Annotated in this window: 18 protein-coding genes, 1 pseudogene and 2 riboswitches; of the genes and pseudogenes, 15 read left to right on the top strand and 4 right to left on the bottom strand. The window is 40.9% G+C overall.

Annotated elements, in window-relative coordinates:
* The first annotated feature begins 19 nt into the window (after positions 1-19).
* Positions 20-313: a putative quinol monooxygenase gene (locus NST57_RS19460; protein WP_341299107.1), complete on the top strand. Its 294-nt coding sequence runs from the start codon at positions 20-22 to the stop codon at positions 311-313.
* A gap of 265 nt (positions 314-578) precedes the next feature.
* Here NST57_RS19460 and NST57_RS19455 read toward each other — a convergent pair whose 3' ends face one another.
* The gene (locus NST57_RS19455) at positions 579-1,517 is read right to left on the bottom strand and encodes an MBL fold metallo-hydrolase (RefSeq protein ID WP_341299106.1); all 939 of its coding nucleotides are present in this window, start codon (positions 1,515-1,517) and stop codon (positions 579-581) included.
* Between the two features lie 829 nt (positions 1,518-2,346).
* On the opposite strand from NST57_RS19455, the gene NST57_RS19450 reads away from it, so the two are divergent.
* The 3 genes from NST57_RS19450 (at position 2,347) to NST57_RS19440 (ending at position 5,567) form a co-directional block, all read left to right on the top strand.
* Entirely contained in the window at positions 2,347-4,728 is a 2,382-nt protein-coding gene (locus NST57_RS19450) for an immune inhibitor A domain-containing protein (RefSeq protein WP_341299105.1), read from the top strand.
* Positions 4,729-4,935: 207 nt separating this feature from the next.
* Positions 4,936-5,199 carry an ORF6C domain-containing protein gene (locus NST57_RS19445; protein ID WP_341299104.1) on the top strand — a complete coding sequence of 88 codons (264 nt, stop codon included), beginning with the start codon at positions 4,936-4,938 and terminating at the stop codon, positions 5,197-5,199.
* The gene (locus NST57_RS19440) at positions 5,196-5,567 is read left to right on the top strand and encodes a DUF1304 domain-containing protein (RefSeq protein ID WP_341299103.1); all 372 of its coding nucleotides are present in this window, start codon (positions 5,196-5,198) and stop codon (positions 5,565-5,567) included. The genes NST57_RS19445 and NST57_RS19440 overlap by 4 nt, the downstream gene beginning before the upstream one ends.
* Before the next feature lie 143 nt (positions 5,568-5,710).
* On the opposite strand, the pseudogene NST57_RS19435 reads toward NST57_RS19440, so the two are convergent.
* A pseudogene (locus NST57_RS19435) lies at positions 5,711-5,902 on the bottom strand (hypothetical protein); the annotation flags it as partial.
* Between the two features lie 227 nt (positions 5,903-6,129).
* Here NST57_RS19435 and NST57_RS19430 point away from each other — a divergent pair.
* The 11 genes from NST57_RS19430 to NST57_RS19380 all read left to right on the top strand — a co-directional run bounded on the left by NST57_RS19430 (position 6,130) and on the right by NST57_RS19380 (position 18,535).
* Entirely contained in the window at positions 6,130-6,786 is a 657-nt protein-coding gene (locus NST57_RS19430) for a type 1 glutamine amidotransferase domain-containing protein (RefSeq protein WP_341299102.1), read from the top strand.
* Positions 6,787-6,927: 141 nt separating this feature from the next.
* Positions 6,928-8,055: a hypothetical protein gene (locus NST57_RS19425; protein WP_341299101.1), complete on the top strand. Its 1,128-nt coding sequence runs from the start codon at positions 6,928-6,930 to the stop codon at positions 8,053-8,055.
* 56 nt (positions 8,056-8,111) lie between these two features.
* Positions 8,112-8,215, top strand: a riboswitch (TPP riboswitch).
* An 87-nt stretch (positions 8,216-8,302) separates the two neighbouring features.
* A complete protein-coding gene (tenA, locus tag NST57_RS19420) occupies positions 8,303-8,989 on the top strand; it encodes a thiaminase II (protein ID WP_341299100.1) in 687 nt (228 codons plus the stop codon).
* On the top strand, positions 8,986-9,585 hold the full coding sequence (locus NST57_RS19415) for an ECF transporter S component (RefSeq protein WP_019743666.1): 600 nt from the start codon (positions 8,986-8,988) through the stop codon (positions 9,583-9,585). The genes tenA and NST57_RS19415 overlap by 4 nt, the downstream gene beginning before the upstream one ends.
* Positions 9,560-11,152, top strand: coding sequence for an ABC transporter ATP-binding protein (locus NST57_RS19410; RefSeq protein ID WP_341299099.1), 1,593 nt, complete (start codon positions 9,560-9,562; stop codon positions 11,150-11,152). The genes NST57_RS19415 and NST57_RS19410 overlap by 26 nt, the downstream gene beginning before the upstream one ends.
* Positions 11,142-11,876, top strand: coding sequence for a CbiQ family ECF transporter T component (locus NST57_RS19405; protein WP_142153261.1), 735 nt, complete (start codon positions 11,142-11,144; stop codon positions 11,874-11,876). Before NST57_RS19410 ends, NST57_RS19405 begins: the two co-directional genes overlap by 11 nt.
* Before the next feature lie 149 nt (positions 11,877-12,025).
* Positions 12,026-12,865: a methyl-accepting chemotaxis protein gene (locus NST57_RS19400; RefSeq protein WP_142153259.1), complete on the top strand. Its 840-nt coding sequence runs from the start codon at positions 12,026-12,028 to the stop codon at positions 12,863-12,865.
* 174 nt (positions 12,866-13,039) lie between these two features.
* On the top strand, positions 13,040-13,855 hold the full coding sequence (locus NST57_RS19395) for a DUF1963 domain-containing protein (RefSeq protein WP_142153257.1): 816 nt from the start codon (positions 13,040-13,042) through the stop codon (positions 13,853-13,855).
* 223 nt (positions 13,856-14,078) lie between these two features.
* Positions 14,079-14,912: a BglG family transcription antiterminator LicT gene (gene licT / locus NST57_RS19390; RefSeq protein WP_142153255.1), complete on the top strand. Its 834-nt coding sequence runs from the start codon at positions 14,079-14,081 to the stop codon at positions 14,910-14,912.
* A 325-nt stretch (positions 14,913-15,237) separates the two neighbouring features.
* The gene (locus NST57_RS19385) at positions 15,238-17,145 is read left to right on the top strand and encodes a beta-glucoside-specific PTS transporter subunit IIABC (RefSeq protein WP_341299098.1); all 1,908 of its coding nucleotides are present in this window, start codon (positions 15,238-15,240) and stop codon (positions 17,143-17,145) included.
* On the top strand, positions 17,117-18,535 hold the full coding sequence (locus tag NST57_RS19380) for a 6-phospho-beta-glucosidase (protein ID WP_142153251.1): 1,419 nt from the start codon (positions 17,117-17,119) through the stop codon (positions 18,533-18,535). The genes NST57_RS19385 and NST57_RS19380 overlap by 29 nt, the downstream gene beginning before the upstream one ends.
* A 53-nt stretch (positions 18,536-18,588) precedes the next feature.
* Here NST57_RS19380 and NST57_RS19375 read toward each other — a convergent pair whose 3' ends face one another.
* Entirely contained in the window at positions 18,589-19,713 is a 1,125-nt protein-coding gene (locus tag NST57_RS19375; RefSeq protein WP_341299097.1) for a 5-methyltetrahydropteroyltriglutamate--homocysteine S-methyltransferase, read from the bottom strand.
* 87 nt (positions 19,714-19,800) lie between these two features.
* A riboswitch (SAM riboswitch) is annotated at positions 19,801-19,913 on the bottom strand.
* Between the two features lie 81 nt (positions 19,914-19,994).
* Positions 19,995-21,314, bottom strand: coding sequence for a gluconate:H+ symporter (locus tag NST57_RS19370; RefSeq protein WP_008345676.1), 1,320 nt, complete (start codon positions 21,312-21,314; stop codon positions 19,995-19,997).
* Positions 21,315-21,330: the final 16 nt, after the last annotated feature.

Below are 21,330 nucleotides of genomic sequence, written 5' to 3'. Positions count from 1 at the left end.
AAAAAAGGGAGACGATCATATGATTATTATTCATGCAGGGATGACCATTCATCCAGAGAAAGAAAACGTATTTCTAGAAGAAATCAACGGTTTAATGAAAGCATCACAGGAAGAAGTAGGTAATGTGTCCTACAAGCTTTTCAAGGATACAGATAAGGAAAATACCTTCTTAATGGTAGAAGTGTGGAAAGATGAAGCAGCAGTGCAAAGCCATAATGCAAGTGCACATTTCCAAGCTTTCGTCGCAAAGGCAAAAGAATTTTTAGCCGCTCCACTGGATGTTGTTGCCTTTCAAGGCCAGCAACTTTCATAGTAAAACAACAAACACCCTAGACGTTCAGGACTGGACCCTATAAAGGGAGACAAATAAAAACACCTTTAAGTTGAAAATCGGGTATAGAATACCTGAAATCAATTTGGAGGTGTCTTTCTATGGGTTCAAGAGTTAGTTATTCACTTGAAGTGAAGATGAAATCAATTAAGGAGGTAAAATAATCAAGTCGAAATATTTCATCTAATCATTCAGGTGCTCCCATCTAAAATGAGAACACACTGAATGGTCAATCATATTTATGACATCACGGCCACTGTTGTTCGCCTTTCATGACTTTAGCACTCAATTCTAAGTCTCCAGTGTTCGCAAAGTTCGGATACTCTTTCTTCATTTCAGCAATCAATTGAGCTGAATTGTCTGCCCTCTTAGCTGCTGCTTCAAATTTTGTAATATAGTCACGGGTAAACACAACTGCTGATGTATCTTCAGCGCTCTTACCTAGATAATGACCTGGAATCACACGTTCCGGTTTCAGATCAAGAATATGATTTAGAATTTCACGCCATTGATCACGACTTTTTTGAGATTGATTGTCTGCTGTCCAAACATATTCATTCTCATAAACAGGTACTCCACCTAGAACTGTTTTTTTCGATGGAACCCAAAGAAAAGTGTGAGATGGGTCTGGTCCGTCAAGTCCAATGATTTTGATGTTTTTTCCATCAACGGTCAGTTTATCTCCCTTTAAAACATCTGGAATAATCTGTGCTGTTGGTGCATTTTTCTTCAATATTGGATTCCAGTAATCATTTTTGGCCTGAATCGTTTTTTTAATTCCCTTAACAGTTTCAGGCGTTGCCACAATTTTCACATCAGGGAATGCTTCACGAATGGCAGAGAGACCAAAGTAATAATCAGGGTCTTTATGACTGATATAAACAGTTGTCAGTTTCTTTCCTGTATCGCGAATCATTTTTACTAACTTCTCTGCATTATCCTTTTCAAACTGGGTATCGACAAGAATGACTTCTTTCGGTCCTTCAATCAAGCTAGAAGTGACAGCAAAAACTGCTTTATCACCAGGGTTGAATGTTGTGATTTTAAGATTTACAGCTTGTTTGTCCGCTGTGTTTTTGTTATCGGTTGCTGTATTTTTTGTATCTTCATTGCTAGCACATGCGCTTAGCAATAACACGAAACAAAGACCTAAAGTAAATCCTATGACTGATTTTAATTTAAACATTAGATGATTCTCCTTTTTCATTTTTTACGAAGACCCTATATGTTATTAATGACTAAAAACACAGGTCTTATGTACGAGTGTAGCCAATACATAAATATTTCTTTAGCGAATTAATTGGATATTGTTCAATCATTAACCTCCCCGAAACAAAGTGAATATTTGATTCATACTGGATAGCCTTAGAAAAAAAGATGTAACGAACTCAGTTACACCCAGATGAAATGTAACCATTATAGTTACACCTTTTGGTTGATGTCAATAGAAATAAATTTGAGAGTTTCAATAAAATTCACCCTAATATGCCTTTTTAACGATCTGTTTTACATGTAGAAAATCAATTGAAACGGGATTCTTCTACGATAAATCCATAAAAAGAGTGACCGATATTATGTATTTGCCATTTGGTCAAAAAATGTTTTATCTACCCACCATAAAAGATTTAGTCACTTATACGATGGTTAATCAAGGAGCAGTCTGACTTCATATGCTGATCAAAACGAGATTAAGGAAAAAGGCATTATCATGAGCATGTCCCATAAGTGTATGCCCGATCGAATTCTTCCACTCCAGTTTGAAATTAGAAAGTCACCGAAAAAGTTTCGGCAACTGCTGTTTCATTAAGGTGTTTTGATCCATGTATCAAAAACGGGTGTCAGTCCCCCGTTCATCACCTGGGGTTCTATTATTTTCGACAATTCGTTCCACCCATTTCAATCCCGTATTGTGCATTTTCCACAAAATTTCTGAAAATAAAATGTTTTTCGACTTAAGTATATTGGAATATGCTAGAATTAGATATTATTTATTACCAAATTAGGGAGGAACCAATATGAAAAAAGGGAAATGGACGAGCATCGCACTAACAGCTGTCCTCAGTTTAGGCACATTGACAGCTTTCAGCACCCCTCTATCTGCCCACACCTCAGAAAAGTCAACATCCTCAGATGGCGGTCATTATTCAGGTATTCCATTCGACGCAAGTGTTGTCAATGAAGACCGCCTCATCAAAGCCTTGAAAAAACAAGGAAAGATCAAAAAGAATGCCAATGAGGCAGAAACCCAAAAAGCATTAAAGAACTACCTAAAGAAAAAAGAAGAAGCAGCGATGAAACAAAGCGCAAGTACCTTAACAGAAGAACCTGAATTCCTAAAAGAATACAAACAAAATGTACATAATAAATTAGCCAAAAAGAAAAAGTTAAAGAAGCATAAAGGAAAAGAAGGCAATCAAGTAAAGCCGGTGAAAAAGGAAAAATATAAAGGCGACGTCCGTAATGATAAAGTCTTGGTATTATTAGTAGATTTTAAAGATTATAAGCATAATAGTATTAAAAAAGAAGAGACTGATATGTACTATGACAAGTACGATCAGCAGCATTACCAAGATATGCTTTTCGGAAAAAATGGCTACATCGGTCCAGATGGTAAAAGAAAAGTATCTATGAAACAATATTATGAAAAGCAGTCTGGTGGGAGCTACACGATTAGTGGAACAGTGGCTGGATGGTATACAGCCAAGCATGAAGCAGCATATTATGGCGGGAACGTACCAGACGAATCTGGCAGTGACGGCAGACCGCGCGAATTGGTGAAAGAAGCCCTCGAAGCAGCGGCAAAGGACCCAAACATTGACCTTGGTGAATATGATCAATGGGACCGCTATGATATGGATGGGGACGGTGTTTATAATGAGCCGGACGGTATCATTGACCACCTTATGGTTGTACATGCTGGCGTAGGTGAAGAAGCTGGCGGCGGACAGCTTGGCTCTGATGCGATTTGGTCGCATCGCTGGTCACTTGGTGATGTATTTGAGATTCCAAACACTGAATCAGAAGTGGGTCAAGGAGGAAAGTTAGGCGCTCTAGATTATACGATTGAACCTGAAGATGGCGCTGCAGGCGTGTTCACACATGAATTTGGACATGATCTTGGTCTACCTGATGAATATGATACACAATACACAGGCAGAGGAGAGCCCGTTTCCTATTGGTCTATCATGTCAAGCGGAAGCTGGGCAGGTAAAGTACCTGGTACGGAACCAACAGGTTTTAGTCCATATGCAAAAGAAATGCTTCAAAACTTGCATGGCGGCAACTGGCTTTCTGGAAAAACCATTGATGGTAAGACATTAACAAAAAGCAAAACAGTTTTAATCGATGAAGCAGCAACAAAAGGAACCAATCATGATGCGGTTCGAGTCGATTTGCCAGATAAAGAGATTGTAGTTACTCAGCCTGCACAAGGGCAATATTCATACTTCAGCGGATCAGGTGACAATTTGAATGCTACCATGACGACATCAGGGATTGATTTGTCGAAGGGAAGCAAAGCCGAGCTTACGTTTAAAGCATGGTACGATATCGAAGAAGATTATGACTATGCGTATGTAGAAGTTCGTGAAACGGGAACAGACAAATGGACAACCATTGCTGGTAATATTACGAATGATCGAAATGAGGCAGGAGCGAATGAAGGCAATGGCATCGACGGAAATTCAGACGGCTGGGTAGATGCATCCTTTGATCTTTCTGCTTATGCAGGGAAGAAGATCGATCTGCAATTCCGCTATACAACCGATGCAGGATATTCACTGCCAGGTTTATTTGTAGATGATCTAAAGATTACAGCAGATGGAGAAAAAGTGTGGTCAGATGATGCCGAGGGAACGTCCACGTTCACTTTTAATGGATTCTCTCAATCTAATGGAAAACAATATGCCGCGCAGTATTATTTACTAGAATGGCGCTCTTATGCTGATGTCGATAAAGGATTAAAGCATATCAAACGAGGAGCAAGTCTGATGAGCTATAATAACGGTTTGGTCGTGTGGTATGTCGATCAATCGTACAGTGATAACTGGGTAGGAAAACATCCAGGGAACGGCTTCCTTGGAGTCGTAGATGCAGATCAACAAGTGTTGAAATGGAGTGACGGCTCTATTGCAGCGACAGGTTTCCAAGTACATGATGCAGCATTCTCTTTGAATCCGAGCACGAAGCTGAATATTGATTATACAGCGACAACAGGCTTAACCTTAGAGGATCGCTATATCCGCCCAACACGTACATTTAGTGATAAAAAGAACTATGTGAATCCAAATAACCCGGATGCAGGACGTGATGTGCCAACGTACGGCCTATCCTTTAAAGTCGTCGGACAAAGTAAAGACCGTTCTGTAGGAAAGGTATTAATTTCTAAAAGCAACTAAGCAAAAAGCCGGATTCTACCCATGAATCCGGCTTTTCGATATGCTAAGACATGGATTTTTAGCTTATGATTCGTTGTTGATCGAATGTTTGTTCTTTTTTATTTTGATATCCGAATGAAACCATTATATAATAGAGATTGGAAGGTTTTTCTTTCATTCAATGTTCTTTTTAGCTGTTAAAAAACCAAGAAAGGATGGGCGTTACCAATGAGTTGTGTCACTGCCAAGCAATTAAAGGTGATTCGAGGGACGATGCAGACTTTTTGCAGCCATTTAGAGTATGATGGCCACGGTAAGCTTCATATCAATACCATCATGGCTTTTATTAAAAAGGAATTTGGTGTAAGAAAAATGAAAGACATCCCACAAAGTCGTTTTCATGAGGCGTTAGAGCTAATCCAAGACTTTGATTTATACACGGACAAAATACAAATACGAGACCGTATACCAGAAAGGAATTCACTAAATTGAATATTTTAGCAATTATTTTGGTGGGGATTGTCGCTTTAGAGCACATTGTCATCATGTTACTAGAAATGTTTTTTATGGAATCAAAAATGGCGAAAAGATCTTTCCGTCTGCCTGAACATTTACAAAAGGATCCAAATGTGAAAGTGATGTTTGCTAATCAAGGGCTATACAATGGCTTTCTAGCTGCTGGACTCATTTGGGGACTCATTCTTGGTTCAAATACCGTAGGATATATGATTCAGCTATTTTTCGTTCTTTGTGTGTTCATCGCAGCAGTATTTGGCGGTGTGACGTCTAATAAATCGATTATGATCAAACAAGGGTTACCAGCTTTTCTTGCATTAATTGCACTTATCCTGGCTATATAATCCTATCAGCGTGATAGAAAACCTTTGCAGTTTAGGAAGGACGAGCATCGGAGCGAATTTGACATTGGTGAGCACCGAAGCGCAGGACTGACACCGAATGCGAGGGTTTGTCTACACAGTAAAGCCGCCCCAGAGGGCGGCTTTTATCTTTTACGCATTCCCATCAAACGAATAATGGACGTAAGACAAAGGGCAACAGCGACAGCCAATATGATTTTTCCATACATGACGCCCGTAAGATTCATTAAAAAGACAGCCAATATGATACAGAGCGTGATGATAATCATCACAATCGAATAGGTTTTCATCTCTTTTTCCACTCCTTTTAAATTCCCTCTAGCGCAAGAGGTCTGTCAATTGTTTCTCATATTATATCATTTCATCACAATTTTACATGAAATTCCCTGTCAATAGAATGTGACAGAATGATTAGATTTGAAGTGAGGCTATATTTTAATAAAAATCGGGTATAACATAAAGAGTTGTATCTAAGTCTGATTGCTTGATATTTAATTGTGCAAAATATAAAATAACCACATGATAACTAGAAAGGATGATCAAGTTGAGCAAGAACGTTTTATTAGTATCAACAAGCAGCTCAGAAATGAACGGACACCCAACAGGCTTATGGCTAGAAGAATTGGCCGAGCCGTTTCATATTTTTAAAGAAAATGGACTAAACGTGCAAATTGTTTCAATAAAAGGTGGAACAGTACCGATCGATAAAAATTCAATTCCTGAAGGAGTTCCAGCACAATATCAAGATGTGTATGAATTACTTCAAGACACAAAGGCACTGACAGATGTAAACCCAGCTGAGTATGATGGCATTTTCTTTGCTGGAGGACATGGCCCAATGATCGACTTTGCGTCCAATCAACTGGTTGCCGATGCGATTTTAGCGATTTCAGACAAAAATGGAGCCGTTGGGGCAGTTTGCCATGGCGTTTCTGCCTTTGTTGATGTGAAGGATCACGATGGAAAATCATTTATCGACGGCAAGAAAATAACAGGCTTCACAAATGAGGAAGAGGATGCTGTTCAGCTGACATCTAAAGTTCCATTTTTATTGGAAACAAAACTTCGCGAGCAAGGGGCAGCATTTGAAAAAGGCGATGCATTTGCGCCATTCGCTGTTGTAGACGGACAAATCATTACTGGACAAAATCCAGGATCAAGTGCAGAAACAGCACGCTTATTTGTCAAAACCATTGCATAAATCATCAAAAAAACCAGTCGTGACTCATACGGCTGGTTTTTTGTTATAAAAATTTCCTGAAAAAGTACAAAACAAGTATTGGAAAAATGGTAAAATGATCACAGGGTAAAAAACCCAAATTAGGGAAAAGGGGATGTTCCTGTGAGAGCATTTTACGTCAAAATCACCGCCGCCTTACTGTCTATTTTATTGGTCACAACAGGTTTATTTTCACCAGCAATCAAAGCAGAAGATGCACCAAAATCAAGTGAAAAAGTATCGCCACTGACTGAAAAAGCCATTCAGCAAGTGCAAGAGTCGTTTGAAAAGCAGGATAAAGGAACTGCGGTTCAACAGAAGCAAGTAAAAAAATCATTTAAAGTAGATAAGAAAAAAGGAATAAGTATTAAACGAAAAGCGGCTGCAGATGGGAAGATGCGCACGTCTGCCGTTCGCTCTATTGATGGACTAGCCATTAATCAATCGGCAGTTTTAAACGAGGAAGATCCAGTTGATTTATGGTTCTTAAGTACATCGTCCGCTCAGGCACTCATCAGCCGGATTACCTCTTCAAATGCTGATTATTTCGTTCAGTTATTTGTTATTGATTATGAAGAAGGACAAGCTTATCCAACGGATCTGATTCAACCAGCAGGCAGCCTCCTTGCGTTAAGCAATTTACCAGCGGGTGATTATGCGTTTGGTATTACTAGCGGTGGAGACTTTGGAGACTCATATACATTACAAGTGAATGCAAAAAACCCACCAAATTTCACAGGTGCTGAATCCCTGTCATCAACATTGCAATATTTTGTCGCTACGTATGCTAATGGGGATGTTTTCGCAAATGGTACAAAAGTGTATAACAAACAATCTAAGACCGCCGATTATAAATGGGAGCGTGTGTTTTATTTCTCATATGATGGAAAATATCAACAGAGAACGCATTCTGTTGACAGTGTGAAAGTGAAGAGTATTTCGGCACCAGTGTCATACTCTGCTCCATACGCGAGTTCCTCTGAGGCCATTCTCGTCTACTTAGATGTGGAGACATTATTTATGTATCATGAATCATCGTTTGCTAGCGGGCAGTACTACCATAGCAGCTTTGTTGATACTCTCGGAAAGACAACGCCAAGGCGTTTGGACATTGATGATCTGACCAATTACGGCGATCATATTTTGGCTGTTGATTTAAAGACAGGAAAGCCAATTGATTTCTTCAGTGTCCTTAATTTCTACTATGCAGCTGGGATCGAGAAGCTGCCAACGATTAGTACATTGAATTAAGATCGGCGGTTGACATCAAATCGCCACATGTGTAGAGTAAAGATAATTAAATGACAAAAGTCCACTAGGGGAGTCATGTATGACTGAGACAAGAGAAAATCTTGGACCCTTTGAACCTGATCTAGTTTGTACTAGCGGAGGGAAGTGGAGCTGGACCTTGTCTTATTCATGATTGAATCGATAAGAAGGCCGCTCCATTTGGGGTGGCTTTTTCATTTATTCAACTGAAGAAGAGGAGGCTTTTTTTATGACATTTTCAACGCAATTAAGGCAAGAAGCAGAGCCATTATTTGAAGCGATTTATCAGCATCCATTTGTGAGAGGACTTGCAGCAGGAGAACTCGAAAAGGAACAGATCATTCATTATGTCAAGCAGGATGCAGAATATTTAAATGCCTTTATTAAAATTTATGCGGCAGCCATCAGCAGATGTACAGAAAGAGAGGACATTACCTTTTTCCATCAACAAATGGCTTTTGTCCTTGATAGTGAGACCCATCCTCATCAAAATCTTTGCCGAGTGGCAGGTGTCACTTATGATGAACTGCAAGGTGCGTCTTTGGCGCCAAGTGCTCATCACTATATTCATCACATGCTGCAAGTCGCCGAGGAAGGGACGCTAGGAGAAATCATTGCGGTCTTGCTCCCTTGCCCTTGGACCTATTGGGAAATAGGCAAACGCATGCTCAAAGATGTCGAGCCCGACCCTGCCCATCCATTCTATGAGTGGATCACGTTTTATGGCGGGTTAACGGACTCTGTCACAGTGGAGCTTTGCAAACGGCTTGATCAGTGGGCGGAAGGAGCAAGTGAGAAGGAAAAGGAGAAAATGAAACAGCACTTCATCTTAAGCTGTCAGCTTGAGTATAAATTCTGGGAAATGGCCTTTACTGTCGAAGAGTGGCCTGTCCAAATGGAGGTGCATTCTTCATGACATGGAAGATGAAAGAAGTCGTTCTTGCTGTCATTTTATCAGTGGCATGCGGAGTCATCTATTTAGGGTGGTCGACTCTTTATTTACCGATTACAGCCCTTGTCGGTCCAGCAGGAGGCAACATCATGTTCGGAATTTGGGTCATTGCCAGTCCAATCGTTGCTTACATTATCCAAAAGCCAGGAGCTGCCCTCATCGCAGAAACAGCTGCCGCTGCCGTGGAATTACTGACAGGCAGCCACTTCGGTCTTTCTGCGCTTTTGATTGGTGTATGCCAAGGACTTGGAGCAGAAATCGCCTTCGCTCTTTTTGGCTATAAGCGATATCGCATGTGGACACTCATGCTGTCTGGTGCCTTTGCAGCAGTAGGGGCAATGGCATATAGCTTAATTGCCAATGGATTCGGCTATTACACGCCTCAAGTGTTACTCATGACACTTGTCACTCAAGTCATCAGCGGTATGTTACTCGGTGGTTGCTTGGCAAAGGTTGTGGTGGATGCTTTATCTAAAACGGGTGTGCTGAATCAATATGCCATCATGAAAGAAAAACGAAGTAAGGGTGACCAGCATGGATTCATTTCTCGCGTGCAGTAATCTCACTGTCCGTTTTTATGAACAGCCGAATCCCGTTCTTCATCAAGTATCTCTTTCTATTCAAAAGGGGGAAAAGGTGCTGATATTAGGACCAAGTGGAAGCGGGAAATCTACGCTTATTTCTGTGCTTGCTGGCATTATTCCAGAGCATATGGAAGCTGAAGTACAGGGAGAAGTGATACTGCAAAGACATACAGGTGTCATGTTTCAAGACCCAGATTCGCAGTTTTGTATGCACCGAGTCAATGAGGAAATTGCGTTTAGCTTAGAGAATCGATCTGTCCCTCGTGAACAAATGGATGACATGATTCAGCATCTCATGAAAAAGGTACAGCTGGATGTTGACCCAAATACAGATATTCATACCTTATCTGGCGGCATGAAGCAGCGGTTGGCGCTTGCTTGTTTACTAGCATTAGAGCCAGATATCCTGTTCTTTGATGAACCGACTGCACAGCTTGACCCGGCAGGAAGAATGGAGATATTTCAATTGCTTCAGCAGCTTTCGGCTGAACAGAATCAGACGATGATTTTTGTGGAGCATGTGTTAGACGGTGTCATCGAGTGGATGGATCGGGTGATCTTATTAGATCATCAAGGCCGTATAATAGCAGATGGAACACCAGAAGACGTGATGAACACATTTGAGGGAGAAATGAAAGAGGCTGGCATTTGGCGTCCGAAAATATTTCCCGAGAAATGGTCCACTGTCGTACAAGATCCGTTTCATCCACTGAGTCAAACACTCTTGCAAACCTTTGAGGCGAGAAAAGAACGTCATGAGACATCAACAAATCGAGAGGTCATTATTCGCACAGATCATCTACAATTAAGCTACGGGAAAAAAAGCATTATAGATGACCTGCACCTTGATATAAAAGCAGGAGATTGGGTTGCGATCATCGGTGAAAATGGAAGCGGAAAAAGTACGTTTCTTAAACATGTCATACGTTTAGAACCAATAAAGAAAGGTCACATTTTCTTAAAAGGAAAACAGCTGAAAAAGTGGTCTGACCGAACATTATATGAAAAAGCAGGCTTTGTATTTCAAAATCCAGAACTTCAATTTATACAGGACACAGTGTTTGATGAAATCGCATTTGGTGGGAGACAGCGAAATTGGCCAGAGCCTGTTGTGCAAGAAAAAACGAATCAGCTACTGGCAGAGTTCGGCTTAGAGAAGCATAGAGACGCGCATCCTTTCACCTTAAGTTTAGGACAAAAAAGAAGATTAAGTGTTGCCACGATGCTTCTTTTTGATCAGGATGTTCTCATTTTAGATGAGCCGACCTTCGGGCAGGATGAGAAAACAGCCAGAGAGTTAATCCGACGTTTAAAAGAACGTCAACGACAAGGCACTACCATTATCATGGTTACACATGATATGGAACTTGTTGATGAGTGCGCTGATCAGGTGCTTGTTTTTCATCAAGGGGAGCACGTGTATGAGGGGACGCCTTTTGATTTATTTTCTCATCAAGAACTTGTCACTTCCTGTGGGCTGAGAGTGCCGTTACATTATCGCTATATGGCTGAAAGAAAGGAAGTGCTGACGATTGCAAAGTAATCAATCCTTTCTATCCACTGTAAATCCAGTCATGAAATTACTCGCTCATCTTCTTGCGATGGGCTGTCTAATGGCTATTTCTGATCCTAAAACGACGTTTATCATCTGGCTGTTTGCGCTTGGAATTGGACTTATCCTAGGCGGCTGGAATTTGAAATATCTCATCACCAAACTTGTACCTTATCTGCTCTTTTTCATTCTCGTATTTTGGATGATGGCGGCCTTTGGCAAGGGAGATCATACAGTTTGGAAGTGGGCATGGTTTCATATCACAGAGGAGAGTTTAAGAAATGGGCTGACCATTTCTTTTAGAATGCTTGGCTTTGTGACATTTGGTCTCCTTTTTACATCAACAACTGATTTGACGGCCTTTATGATGAGCTTAATCCATCAATGCCGAATGTCCCCCAAATGGGCATATGGGATGCTGGCAGGCTTCCGGTTTATCCCGTTGTTTCAAAGTGAATTAAAGCAAATGAAGTCTGCACATAAAATTAGAGGTTACAAGCAAAAAAACAGCTGGAAAGCATTTATACGTTATGCACTCCCCCTTTTCACGCAAGGCGTACGGAAATCTGAACGCCTAGCCATTGCGATGGAAGCAAGAGGCTTCACAGGGACGAGGGAGAGAACGTATTATCATGTCATCAGCACTTCATGGATCGACTTCATGTATCTTTTTTTCATCGCCATTAGTGTGTTGATATGCATGTTCTTCTTTTAAAAACAGCCACATTCTCTTGATAGAATGTGGCTGTTTTATATGTCTTAGGTCATTTGATTGATATTAGTACACATTGCAGGCTGTAAGGGATCATATAAAGAACCGATAAAGAGAGTGTACTGAGAAAAAGAGAGGATGAACGTGAGCGAATGTCACAGAGAATTGATAACATAATAGACGCTTTACCAATCGTTGGACTAGCTATGAGAGAGCAGCTAACCTTTTCTGTATTAGGGAAAGAGAAGGTTCTTTATTATCAGCAGCACGGGAACATTGACTTAGGGTTTAAAGCAGGGGACGTTGTAGCTCCCGGGTTCCAAAACTTTTCGATGTTGAAAAATGGGAGAGAGCCATCATTTATCCAGATTCCTAAAGAGGTGTACGGAATTCCTATGGACATCGTCGCCGTCCCGATTAAAGATGACAATGGCCAAGTGATCGCTGCCTTCTGTGTAGCATATGACCAAACGAATCAACAACGATTAGAACACATTATGGCGGAAAGTAACGAAGCTTCCGAAAAACTCGTCGCGATGGTACAGCAAGTGGCCGCACATTCAGAGGAACTACAAGCGACAAGTGAACAAATTCTACAAAATACAAAAACCACTGTCGAAAATTCCTCTAAAATCAATCAAGTGTCTAATCTCATCAAAGGTATCTCTGATCAAACGAACTTACTTGGACTCAATGCATCCATTGAGGCTGCAAGAGTCGGTGAAGCAGGTGCAGGCTTTGGGGTGGTTGCTACGGAAGTGAGAAAGCTGTCTACTCACGCAAAGCAAGCAACGACTGATATTGAAACAGCGCTAAAAGATGTGCAAGGCTCTATCAAAGGAATGGAAGAAGAAATAGCACAAATCGTGGCTTCTTCTGAACATCAAGCAGAACTCGTTGGCACTTTCACGAAAATTATTGAGGGGCTGCACGAAACGAACGAAACGATGAAAACATTGGCAACAGACTTAGTGAATTATCAAGTGAAATAAATAAACGAATCACAAAACCTCCAGCAATATCGGAGGTTTTTTTAACGTGTTAAAGTGAGTTTTTTGTCATGATATTGACCGGTTTTTCACTGACAGGGAAGTTACACTTCTGTATGATAGAAAAAGAAAGACCTGTTTTGATCATTAGACCTATTCATAAGGAGGAAGACCATCGTGACGCAATCAGCAAAGCTGCAAGAAGTACTTGCGCCTTACCGTCCATTGTTAGATCAAACTGAAAAACCACTGATTCAATTACAGATAAAACAAGGAAAAACAGGGCCGTATGACAGCAAAATAGCAGGCGATCCTTATTTCCCAAAAAACGACGAATACCCTGTTGACGGAGAAGGCCATCCTATGAAGCTGCTGGCACAAATCAATTTCGGCCAGCTGCCGAAGCTGAAAGATTACCCAGAAACAGGACTTTTGCAAGTTTTTATTTCTGTACATGATGATCTTTATGGGATGAATATTGACCATAAAACAGAGCAAAAAGATTTTCGGATCAAATTTATTGAGGAACCTTTCTTAGCTGAAGAAGACTTATTGACTGATTTTTCATTCGTGAAAATTCCTGACGATTTTTATTTTCCAGTTACGAAGGAAGGTGCGATTACAGGTGAATTATCAAGCGAAACGATCAGTGTAGGAGATTTCCGCTTTGAAAAAATCACAGGAAAGCAAAGCTGGGATCTATTCGAAGATGCTGTTGGTATTGATGGTGATGAAGCGGATCATTTGCTAGATGAATTTTATGAGACAGCAAGTGGCTTTGGCCACAAAGTAGGCGGATACCCAGGTTTTACACAAGAAGACCCGCGCACCTATGTAGACCAAGAACATACTGTACTGTTATTGCAAATTGACTCAGATGATGAAGTGGACATGTTGTGGGGAGATTGCGGCATTGCTAACTTTTTTATCAAACCAGAAGATCTCAAACGAAAACATTTCGAGAACGTCGTCTATAATTGGGATTGCTCCTAATTTTGTAAAAAACACTCTTTTTGAAGAGTGTTTTTTGTCTATTTTTAGCCTTTTTGCCCCTAAATCGTCATTTCTGAGAGGCAATATGTCATTCTTTCTAGTTGACCGTATCAAAAAAAAATGTAAAATCATCTTAAAGTCCTCTTTTTTGAAAATAATAATAAAATGACATATCAGTCAACAATGAAATGCTGAAAAAGCGGAATGTACTGGGGGGGATCAATTGATCATTTCGAAAGTAATCAACAATAATGTGGTCAGTGCGTATGATGACGAGCAGCATGAGCTGGTCATTATGGGCAGAGGGATTGCGTTTCAAAAGAAAAGCGGAGACCCGATTGACGAAGAACGTATCGAAAAAGTATTTTCCATTCAAAATAAAGATATATCAGAAAAATTCAAAACCCTGCTTTATGATATTCCGATCGAGTATATGCAAGTGTGTGAGGCCATTATTGATCACGCGAGAACGACCCTTAACAAAAATTTAAATGACAGCATCTATGTCACGTTAACGGATCATATTACCTTTGCTATTGAACGTCATCAAAAAGGAATGGACATTAAAAATGCCTTGCTTTGGGAAATCAAACGGCTGTACAAAGAGGAATTCATGTGTGGTGTAGAAGCCATCCGCATCATCGAGGACAAGCTCAACATCCATCTTCCCGAGGATGAAGCAGGCTTTATTGCGATGCATATTGTCAATGCAGAACTGAATGAGGAAATGCCGAATGTCATTCAAATTACAAAACTGATTCAAGATATTTTGAACATCGTAAAGTATCATTTCCAAATTGATTTGGACGAAGAATCATTAAATTATTTCCGTTTTGTCACGCATTTAAAGTTTTTTGGACAGCGTCTGTTTAACGAAACACAAATGGAAAATCAAAATGAGTTTCTGTATGAAGTGGTAAAGGAAAAAAATACAGCCGCTTTTCAATGTACGGAGAAAATTAATGACTATGTACAAAAAGAATACAACCGAAGTCTCATAGAAGATGAGATGTTATACTTAACTTTGCACATCGATCGAGTCATAAAAAGAAAATAAATCAAAAAGAAAGCGTTGACATCTCAAAATTAACATGATAATTTATAAATATAAACTCAATAACCCACAATCTTTTAGGATTGTTACTGGTCAAGCAGGCAAAACCTAAATCATTGTCCCTATCTTTGATAAGGCATGATTTAGGTTTTTTTGTATCTAAAGGCTTATAAAATTGAATAACGATCAATCGCTATGAAGGATTGTTACTGGTTAAGCAGGCAAAACCTAAATATCGATTAATGTCTGAATCGCTATTTTTCGGGCATTAATGGATGTTTAGGTTTTTTCTATATCAAGATGAAATCAACGATTGGAGGGTAACACAATGAACCACAAACAAACAGCAAAAGAAGTTCTAGAGCTTGTCGGCGGTGAAAAGAATGTTAAGCATGTCACGCACTGTATGACAAGGCTCCGCTTCAACCTATACGATGAAAGCAAAGCGGATAAAGAGAAGCTGCAATCAACAGACGGCGTCATGGGCGTGAATCAAAGCGGCGGTCAATACCATGTTATTATCGGCAATGATGTATCAAATGTCTATCAAGCGATGATTGCTGATTCAGGCCTTTCAACAGATGTAAAGTCAGGCGGTTCAGAAGAAGCTTCAAAACAAAATGTGATTTCAAAACTTTTCGATTTTATCTCTGGTGTCTTCACACCGATTCTTCCAGCCATCGCTGGAGCTGGTATGATCAAAGGGATCTTGGCACTCATGCTTACGTTCCAGTGGATATCAGATAAAAGCAGCACATATGCAATTTTAACAGCTATCGGAGACGGAGCCTTTTACTTCTTACCGATTCTGCTTGCTGTAAGCGTAGCCAAAAAAATTGGCACAAATCAGTATATCGCCGCTGCCATTGCAGCAGCCGCACTGCACCCGCAGCTCACGGCTTTACTAGGTGCAGGAAATACAGAATTTCTAGGCTTGCCAGTGGTTGCCGTTGTGTACTCTTCATCGGTGATTCCAATTCTACTCACTATCTGGCTCGGCTCATATGTTGAAAGATTCGCAGAAAAATATAGTCCGAAATCACTAAAAATCATTCTTGTTCCAACAGTTACACTTCTTGTCGTGGTACCAATTATGCTCATCGCGGTTGGACCGCTTGGTGGGATTATCGGAAATGGCCTTTCAGGTGGAATTGATTTATTGTTCAAACATGCAGGTATTTTGGCCGGACTCTTAATCGGTGGCTTTATGTCACCATTGATCATTACGGGCATGCACTATGCACTACTTCCAATCATGATCAACAACATTACATTAAACGGTTTTGACTTCATTCTTCCAATGATGTTTGTAGCGAATATGGCACAAGCAGGCGCAGCATTCGGTGTCTTCTTAAGATCAAAAAACAAAACATTCAAATCATTGGCGATGTCTACAAGTATCACTGCATTAATGGGTATTACTGAACCTGCTATGTATGGTGTGAACATGCGATTGAAAAAACCGTTCCTTGCAGCCCTCATTGGTGCAGCAGCAGGCGGCGTGTTCATGTCCATCTTCAAAGTAAAGTCGTATGTGATATCTGGATCAGCAGGTCTCCCAGGTCTCCCAACGTTCATTGGACCGACATTTGTTTACTCCATCATTGGATTAGTGATCGGCTTTGTTGTAGCAACCATCATGACACTTGTTCTAGGATTCAAAGATGTACCAGTGAAAGATGATACAAAAGCAGACAAACCAGAAGGAAAGAAAAACACAGTAGCGCTTCAAAATGAAGTGGTACAAAGCCCGCTTGAAGGTCAACTAAAGCCGCTCAATCAAGTAAATGATGCAACATTCTCTAATGAAATCATGGGTAAAGGAACAGCCATTGTCCCAACAGTTGGACGTGTAGTAGCACCTTTCAATGGCAAGGTTGAAACCATTTTCCAAACAAAACATGCCATTGGTTTAAAGAGTGATCAAGGCACAGAGCTTCTCATCCATGTGGGGATTGATACAGTAAAACTTGGCGGTATACATTTCACAAGTCATGTGCAGTCAGGTGATCTCGTTCAAGCAGGAGATCTGCTAGTTGAATTTGATATCAAGGGCATTCAGCAAGATGGCTATGATGTAACAACGCCAATTATCGTCACCAACACAAATGATTTTGCACAAGTTGATGCGAAAACAGATGGGGCGATTACAGTAAAAGAGACATTGCTTACAGTCAGTGTAGAAGAAAATGAGGAGGGCATTCAACATGACGAATTTAGAAAAAACATTTCCTAAAGGTTTCTTATGGGGCGGCGCGGTAGCCGCCAACCAAATTGAAGGCGCTTATAACAAAGATGGAAAAGGCTTGTCGACAGCCGATATATCACCACACGGTATTATGCACCCATTTGACGAATCAATGAAAGACCTTAACTTATATCATGATGCGATCGACTTCTATCATCGCTATAAAGAAGATATTGCCCTGTTTGCAGAAATGGGATTCAAGTGCTTTAGACTATCCATTTCTTGGCCACGTATTTTCCCAAATGGCGACGATGCTGAACCAAATGAAGCGGGACTTGCTTTCTATGAAAAAGTATTTGATGAATTGCACAAGCATGGTATTGAGCCAGTAGTCACGATCTCTCATTATGAAATGCCGCTAGGTCTTGTGAAAAACTATGGCGGATGGAGAAACCGTAAGCTTGTGGGTCTTTATGAAACATATGCTAAAACATTGTTCACTCGCTTTAAAGATAAAGTGAAATATTGGATGACCTTCAATGAAATCAATGTCGTGTTACATGCGCCTTTCACCGGCGGCGGACTTGTATTTGAAGAAGGTGAAGACGAAAAAAGCATTCAATATCAAGCGGCGCATCACCAATTTGTTGCAAGTGCTCTAGCTGTTAAAGCAGGACACGAAATCATTCCAGATGCGAAAATAGGCTGTATGATTGCAGCGATGACCACATATCCGTATAGCTCAAGACCAGAAGATATGTTTGCTGCGATTGAACAAGATCGTAAAACATTGTTCTTCTCAGATGTGCAGGCAAGAGGCTACTATCCTGGATACATGAAACGTTATTTCCTGGAAAATAACATCAACATTGAATTCCAAGACGGTGACGAAGACATTTTAAGAAACCATACAGTCGACTATATCGGGTTCAGTTACTATATGAGCTTTGTGGCAAGTACAGACCCTGCAATCCTTGATCAGGCAGAAGGCGGAAACTTATTTTCTGGCGTAAAAAACCCATACCTAGAAGCAAGTGATTGGGGCTGGCAAATTGATCCAAAAGGACTTCGTACAACACTAAACCAACTATATGACCGCTACCAAAAACCATTGTTTATCGTGGAAAATGGATTGGGTGCTGTGGATCAAGTAGAAGAAGACGGCTCCATTCAAGACGATTACCGAATTGATTACCTTAGAAGTCATTTGCTTGAGGCAAGAGAAGCCATCGCAGACGGCGTTGATCTGATCGGCTATACAAGCTGGGGCCCAATTGACCTTGTCAGTGCATCAACAGCTGAAATGAAAAAACGCTACGGCTTCATTTATGTCGACCGCGACAATGAAGGCAACGGTACATTGGATAGAAAGAAAAAGAAAAGCTTTGATTGGTATAAACAAGTGATTGCGACAAATGGAAAGCATTTAGACGCATAAAAAAGAGAGACAAACCGCTGATGAAACGGTTTGTCTCTTTTTATTGTGATGGCCTATGATGTCCACACTTGATCCGCAATCTCAATCACATGACGCAGCTTTTCCCATTGCTGCTCTTCTGTTAACAAATTGCCCTCCTCTGTTGAGGCGAACCCGCATTGCGGACTCAAGCAAATCTGGTTAATGTCGATGTATTGAGCCGCTTCCGCGATTCGTTTTTTAATCTGTTCAGCCGGCTCAAGCTCACCGTATTTTGAAGTGACAAGCCCTAGTACGATTTGGAGATTTGGGTTTTTCACATAGCGAAGAGGTTCAAATCCGCCAGAACGGTCATCGTCGAATTCTAAAAAGAGACCATCCAAATCCAGACCGGCAAAAATCGTTTCTGCTGCTGCCTCATAACCACCTTCGGCTGCCCATGTTGATTTAAAGTTACCACGGCAAATGTGCATGGTGATCACTAAATCATCTGGTCGATCGGCAACCGCTTCATTGATTGTTTTCGCAAACGATTCACGCAGTTCATCTTCCTCGCGGCCAAAAGCTTTGATTTGTTCATGTCCTTTTTCAGAAAAGAACACAGCCCAAGCTGTATCATCTAGCTGTAAGTAACGGCAGCCTGCATCATAAAAAGCACGGATGGCTTTTTTATAAGCTTGTGCCACGTCATGGTGAAAATCATCTAAGCTGTCGTACACACCCTCTTCAAGCTTTCCACGGAAAAAGAGCATATTCGGGCTCGGAATCGTCATTTTAGCCGTATGATCACCCGCGATGCTGTGAAGGAAGCGATAATCCTCCAGCATTGGATGATCAGTAAAATCAATCTTACCTGTTACTTTGATGCCTCTCGCTTTTGTCGTCGTATTGTGGAATTGAATGCCTTGGTCTGCTTCAAATCCTTCGACCCCATCAAGCCCTTCTAGAAAGTCAAAATGCCACCATGCACGTCTGAATTCTCCATCTGTGACAACCTCTAATCCAATTTTCTTTTGCTTCTCTACAATACGAGTGATTTCTTCGTTTTCAATTTGTCTGAGCTGTTCTTTTGTCAGTGTACCGTCTGCTTTTTGCTTGCGGGCTTTTTTGATGCGTTCAGAACGAAGTAAACTCCCTACTTGATCTGCGCGAAATGGCGGCTTTGTTGTTTTCTTACCAATGGTTTGTACTTGTGTCATGCTGAATCCCTTCTTTCTTCAGGTTATAAATCAAATAAAAAAGCTCTTCCTTGGATAAGGAAGAGCATCATATACTGTGAGATCTCTGCCTTATCTTCAAACAAGCATCAGCTTGCTTAAGGAATTAGCACCATTCTGTTCCTAGGAACAGCGGTTGCCGGGTTTCACAGGGCCAGTCCCTCCACCACTCTTAATAAGGTTACCTTTGATTCAATTTTCTTAATAAACACAATTATTCAATCTTTTCGAGAAAAAGTCAATGGTTTTTACAATTTATTTTCCTACATGAACAAATCAGCGACGAGAACACCTGCTAATCCAACAAGTGATAGAACAGTCACCATTAATGTCCAAGTTTTAAAAGTTTGAGCCATCGACAAATTAAAGTATTCTTTGTAAATCCAGAAACCTGCATCATTCACATGAGAGAATGTTATACTGCCGGCGCCTGTTGCAATCACCATTAATTCTGGGCTGACTCCCGTCAAACCAATCAGCGGTGCAGAAATGCCAGCTGCTGTGAGACCCGCGACAGTCGCTGACCCTAAAGAGACACGAAGGACAGCTGCAATTAGCCAAGTGAGGAGCAGAGGAGACAGTGTGCTTCCTTGCATAATCCCTGCAATGTATTGATCAACGCCGCTGTCAATGAGCACCTGTTTAAAGGCGCCGCCGCCTGCAATGATCAATAGAATCATCGCAATGGAGCCAATTGAATCCGTAATCGACTTCATGACGTCCTGCATGCTCTTTCCTCTGCCAAGACCAAATGTGTAGATGGCAAGCAGCACAGAGATTAATAGGGCAATCGCCGGCTCACCTAAAAACTCAGCCGCCGGTAGCAGCGGGGAGGACGGGAAGAAAATTTCTAAACATGCTCTGAATGTCATGAGCAATACAGGTAAAATAGCGGTGAAAATACTAATGCCGAAGCTTGGCATTTCCTCTTCTGTAAATTCCTTTGGATTAAACAAGTCCTTTGGAATGTGTGCATGCAGTTGATCTTTCTTAAATAGTTTCGTAAACAGAAGTCCGCCTACTAAAACAGCAGGAATGGCTAAAATAATTCCAACCAATAAGGTTTGTCCCATGTTGGCTTGAAATACATTGGCAATGGCTGTCGGCCCTGGGTGAGGAGGGAGAAAGCCATGTGTTGTAATGAGTGCAGCGACGAGCGGCATTCCCACATACAACACAGGGAGTCTTGCGGCTTGAGCAATGGTAAAGACTAATGGAATAAGAATAATGAATCCGGTTTCATAAAATAGAGCAATTCCGATAACAAATCCAGTCAGCATCGTCGCCCATTGAATTTTCCCGATACCAAAGCGGTCGATGAGTGTCATGGCAATACGCTGAGCACCGCCAGAATCAGCCATCAATTTACCAAGCATCGCTCCAAAGCCAAGAACCAACGCCAGATGGCCGAGTGTACTTCCAAGCCCTTTTTCGACTGAAGCAATCGCTTCAAGTGGTGACATGCCTTCTAAAACGGCAACGATTAAAGAGACAATAATCAACGAAATGAAAGCGTTTAACTTAAAGACAACCATGAGTAAAAGTAATAACAAAACGCCAAGTCCGATAAAAACTAACGACATGATCTTTCCTCCTTTG

This window comes from Bacillus sp. FSL M8-0077, assembly GCF_038050255.1.
Lineage (GTDB): Bacteria > Bacillota > Bacilli > Bacillales > Bacillaceae > Bacillus > Bacillus altitudinis.
Note: the sequence above shows the minus strand (reverse complement) of the source record. Positions and strands in the feature narration are given on the sequence as shown.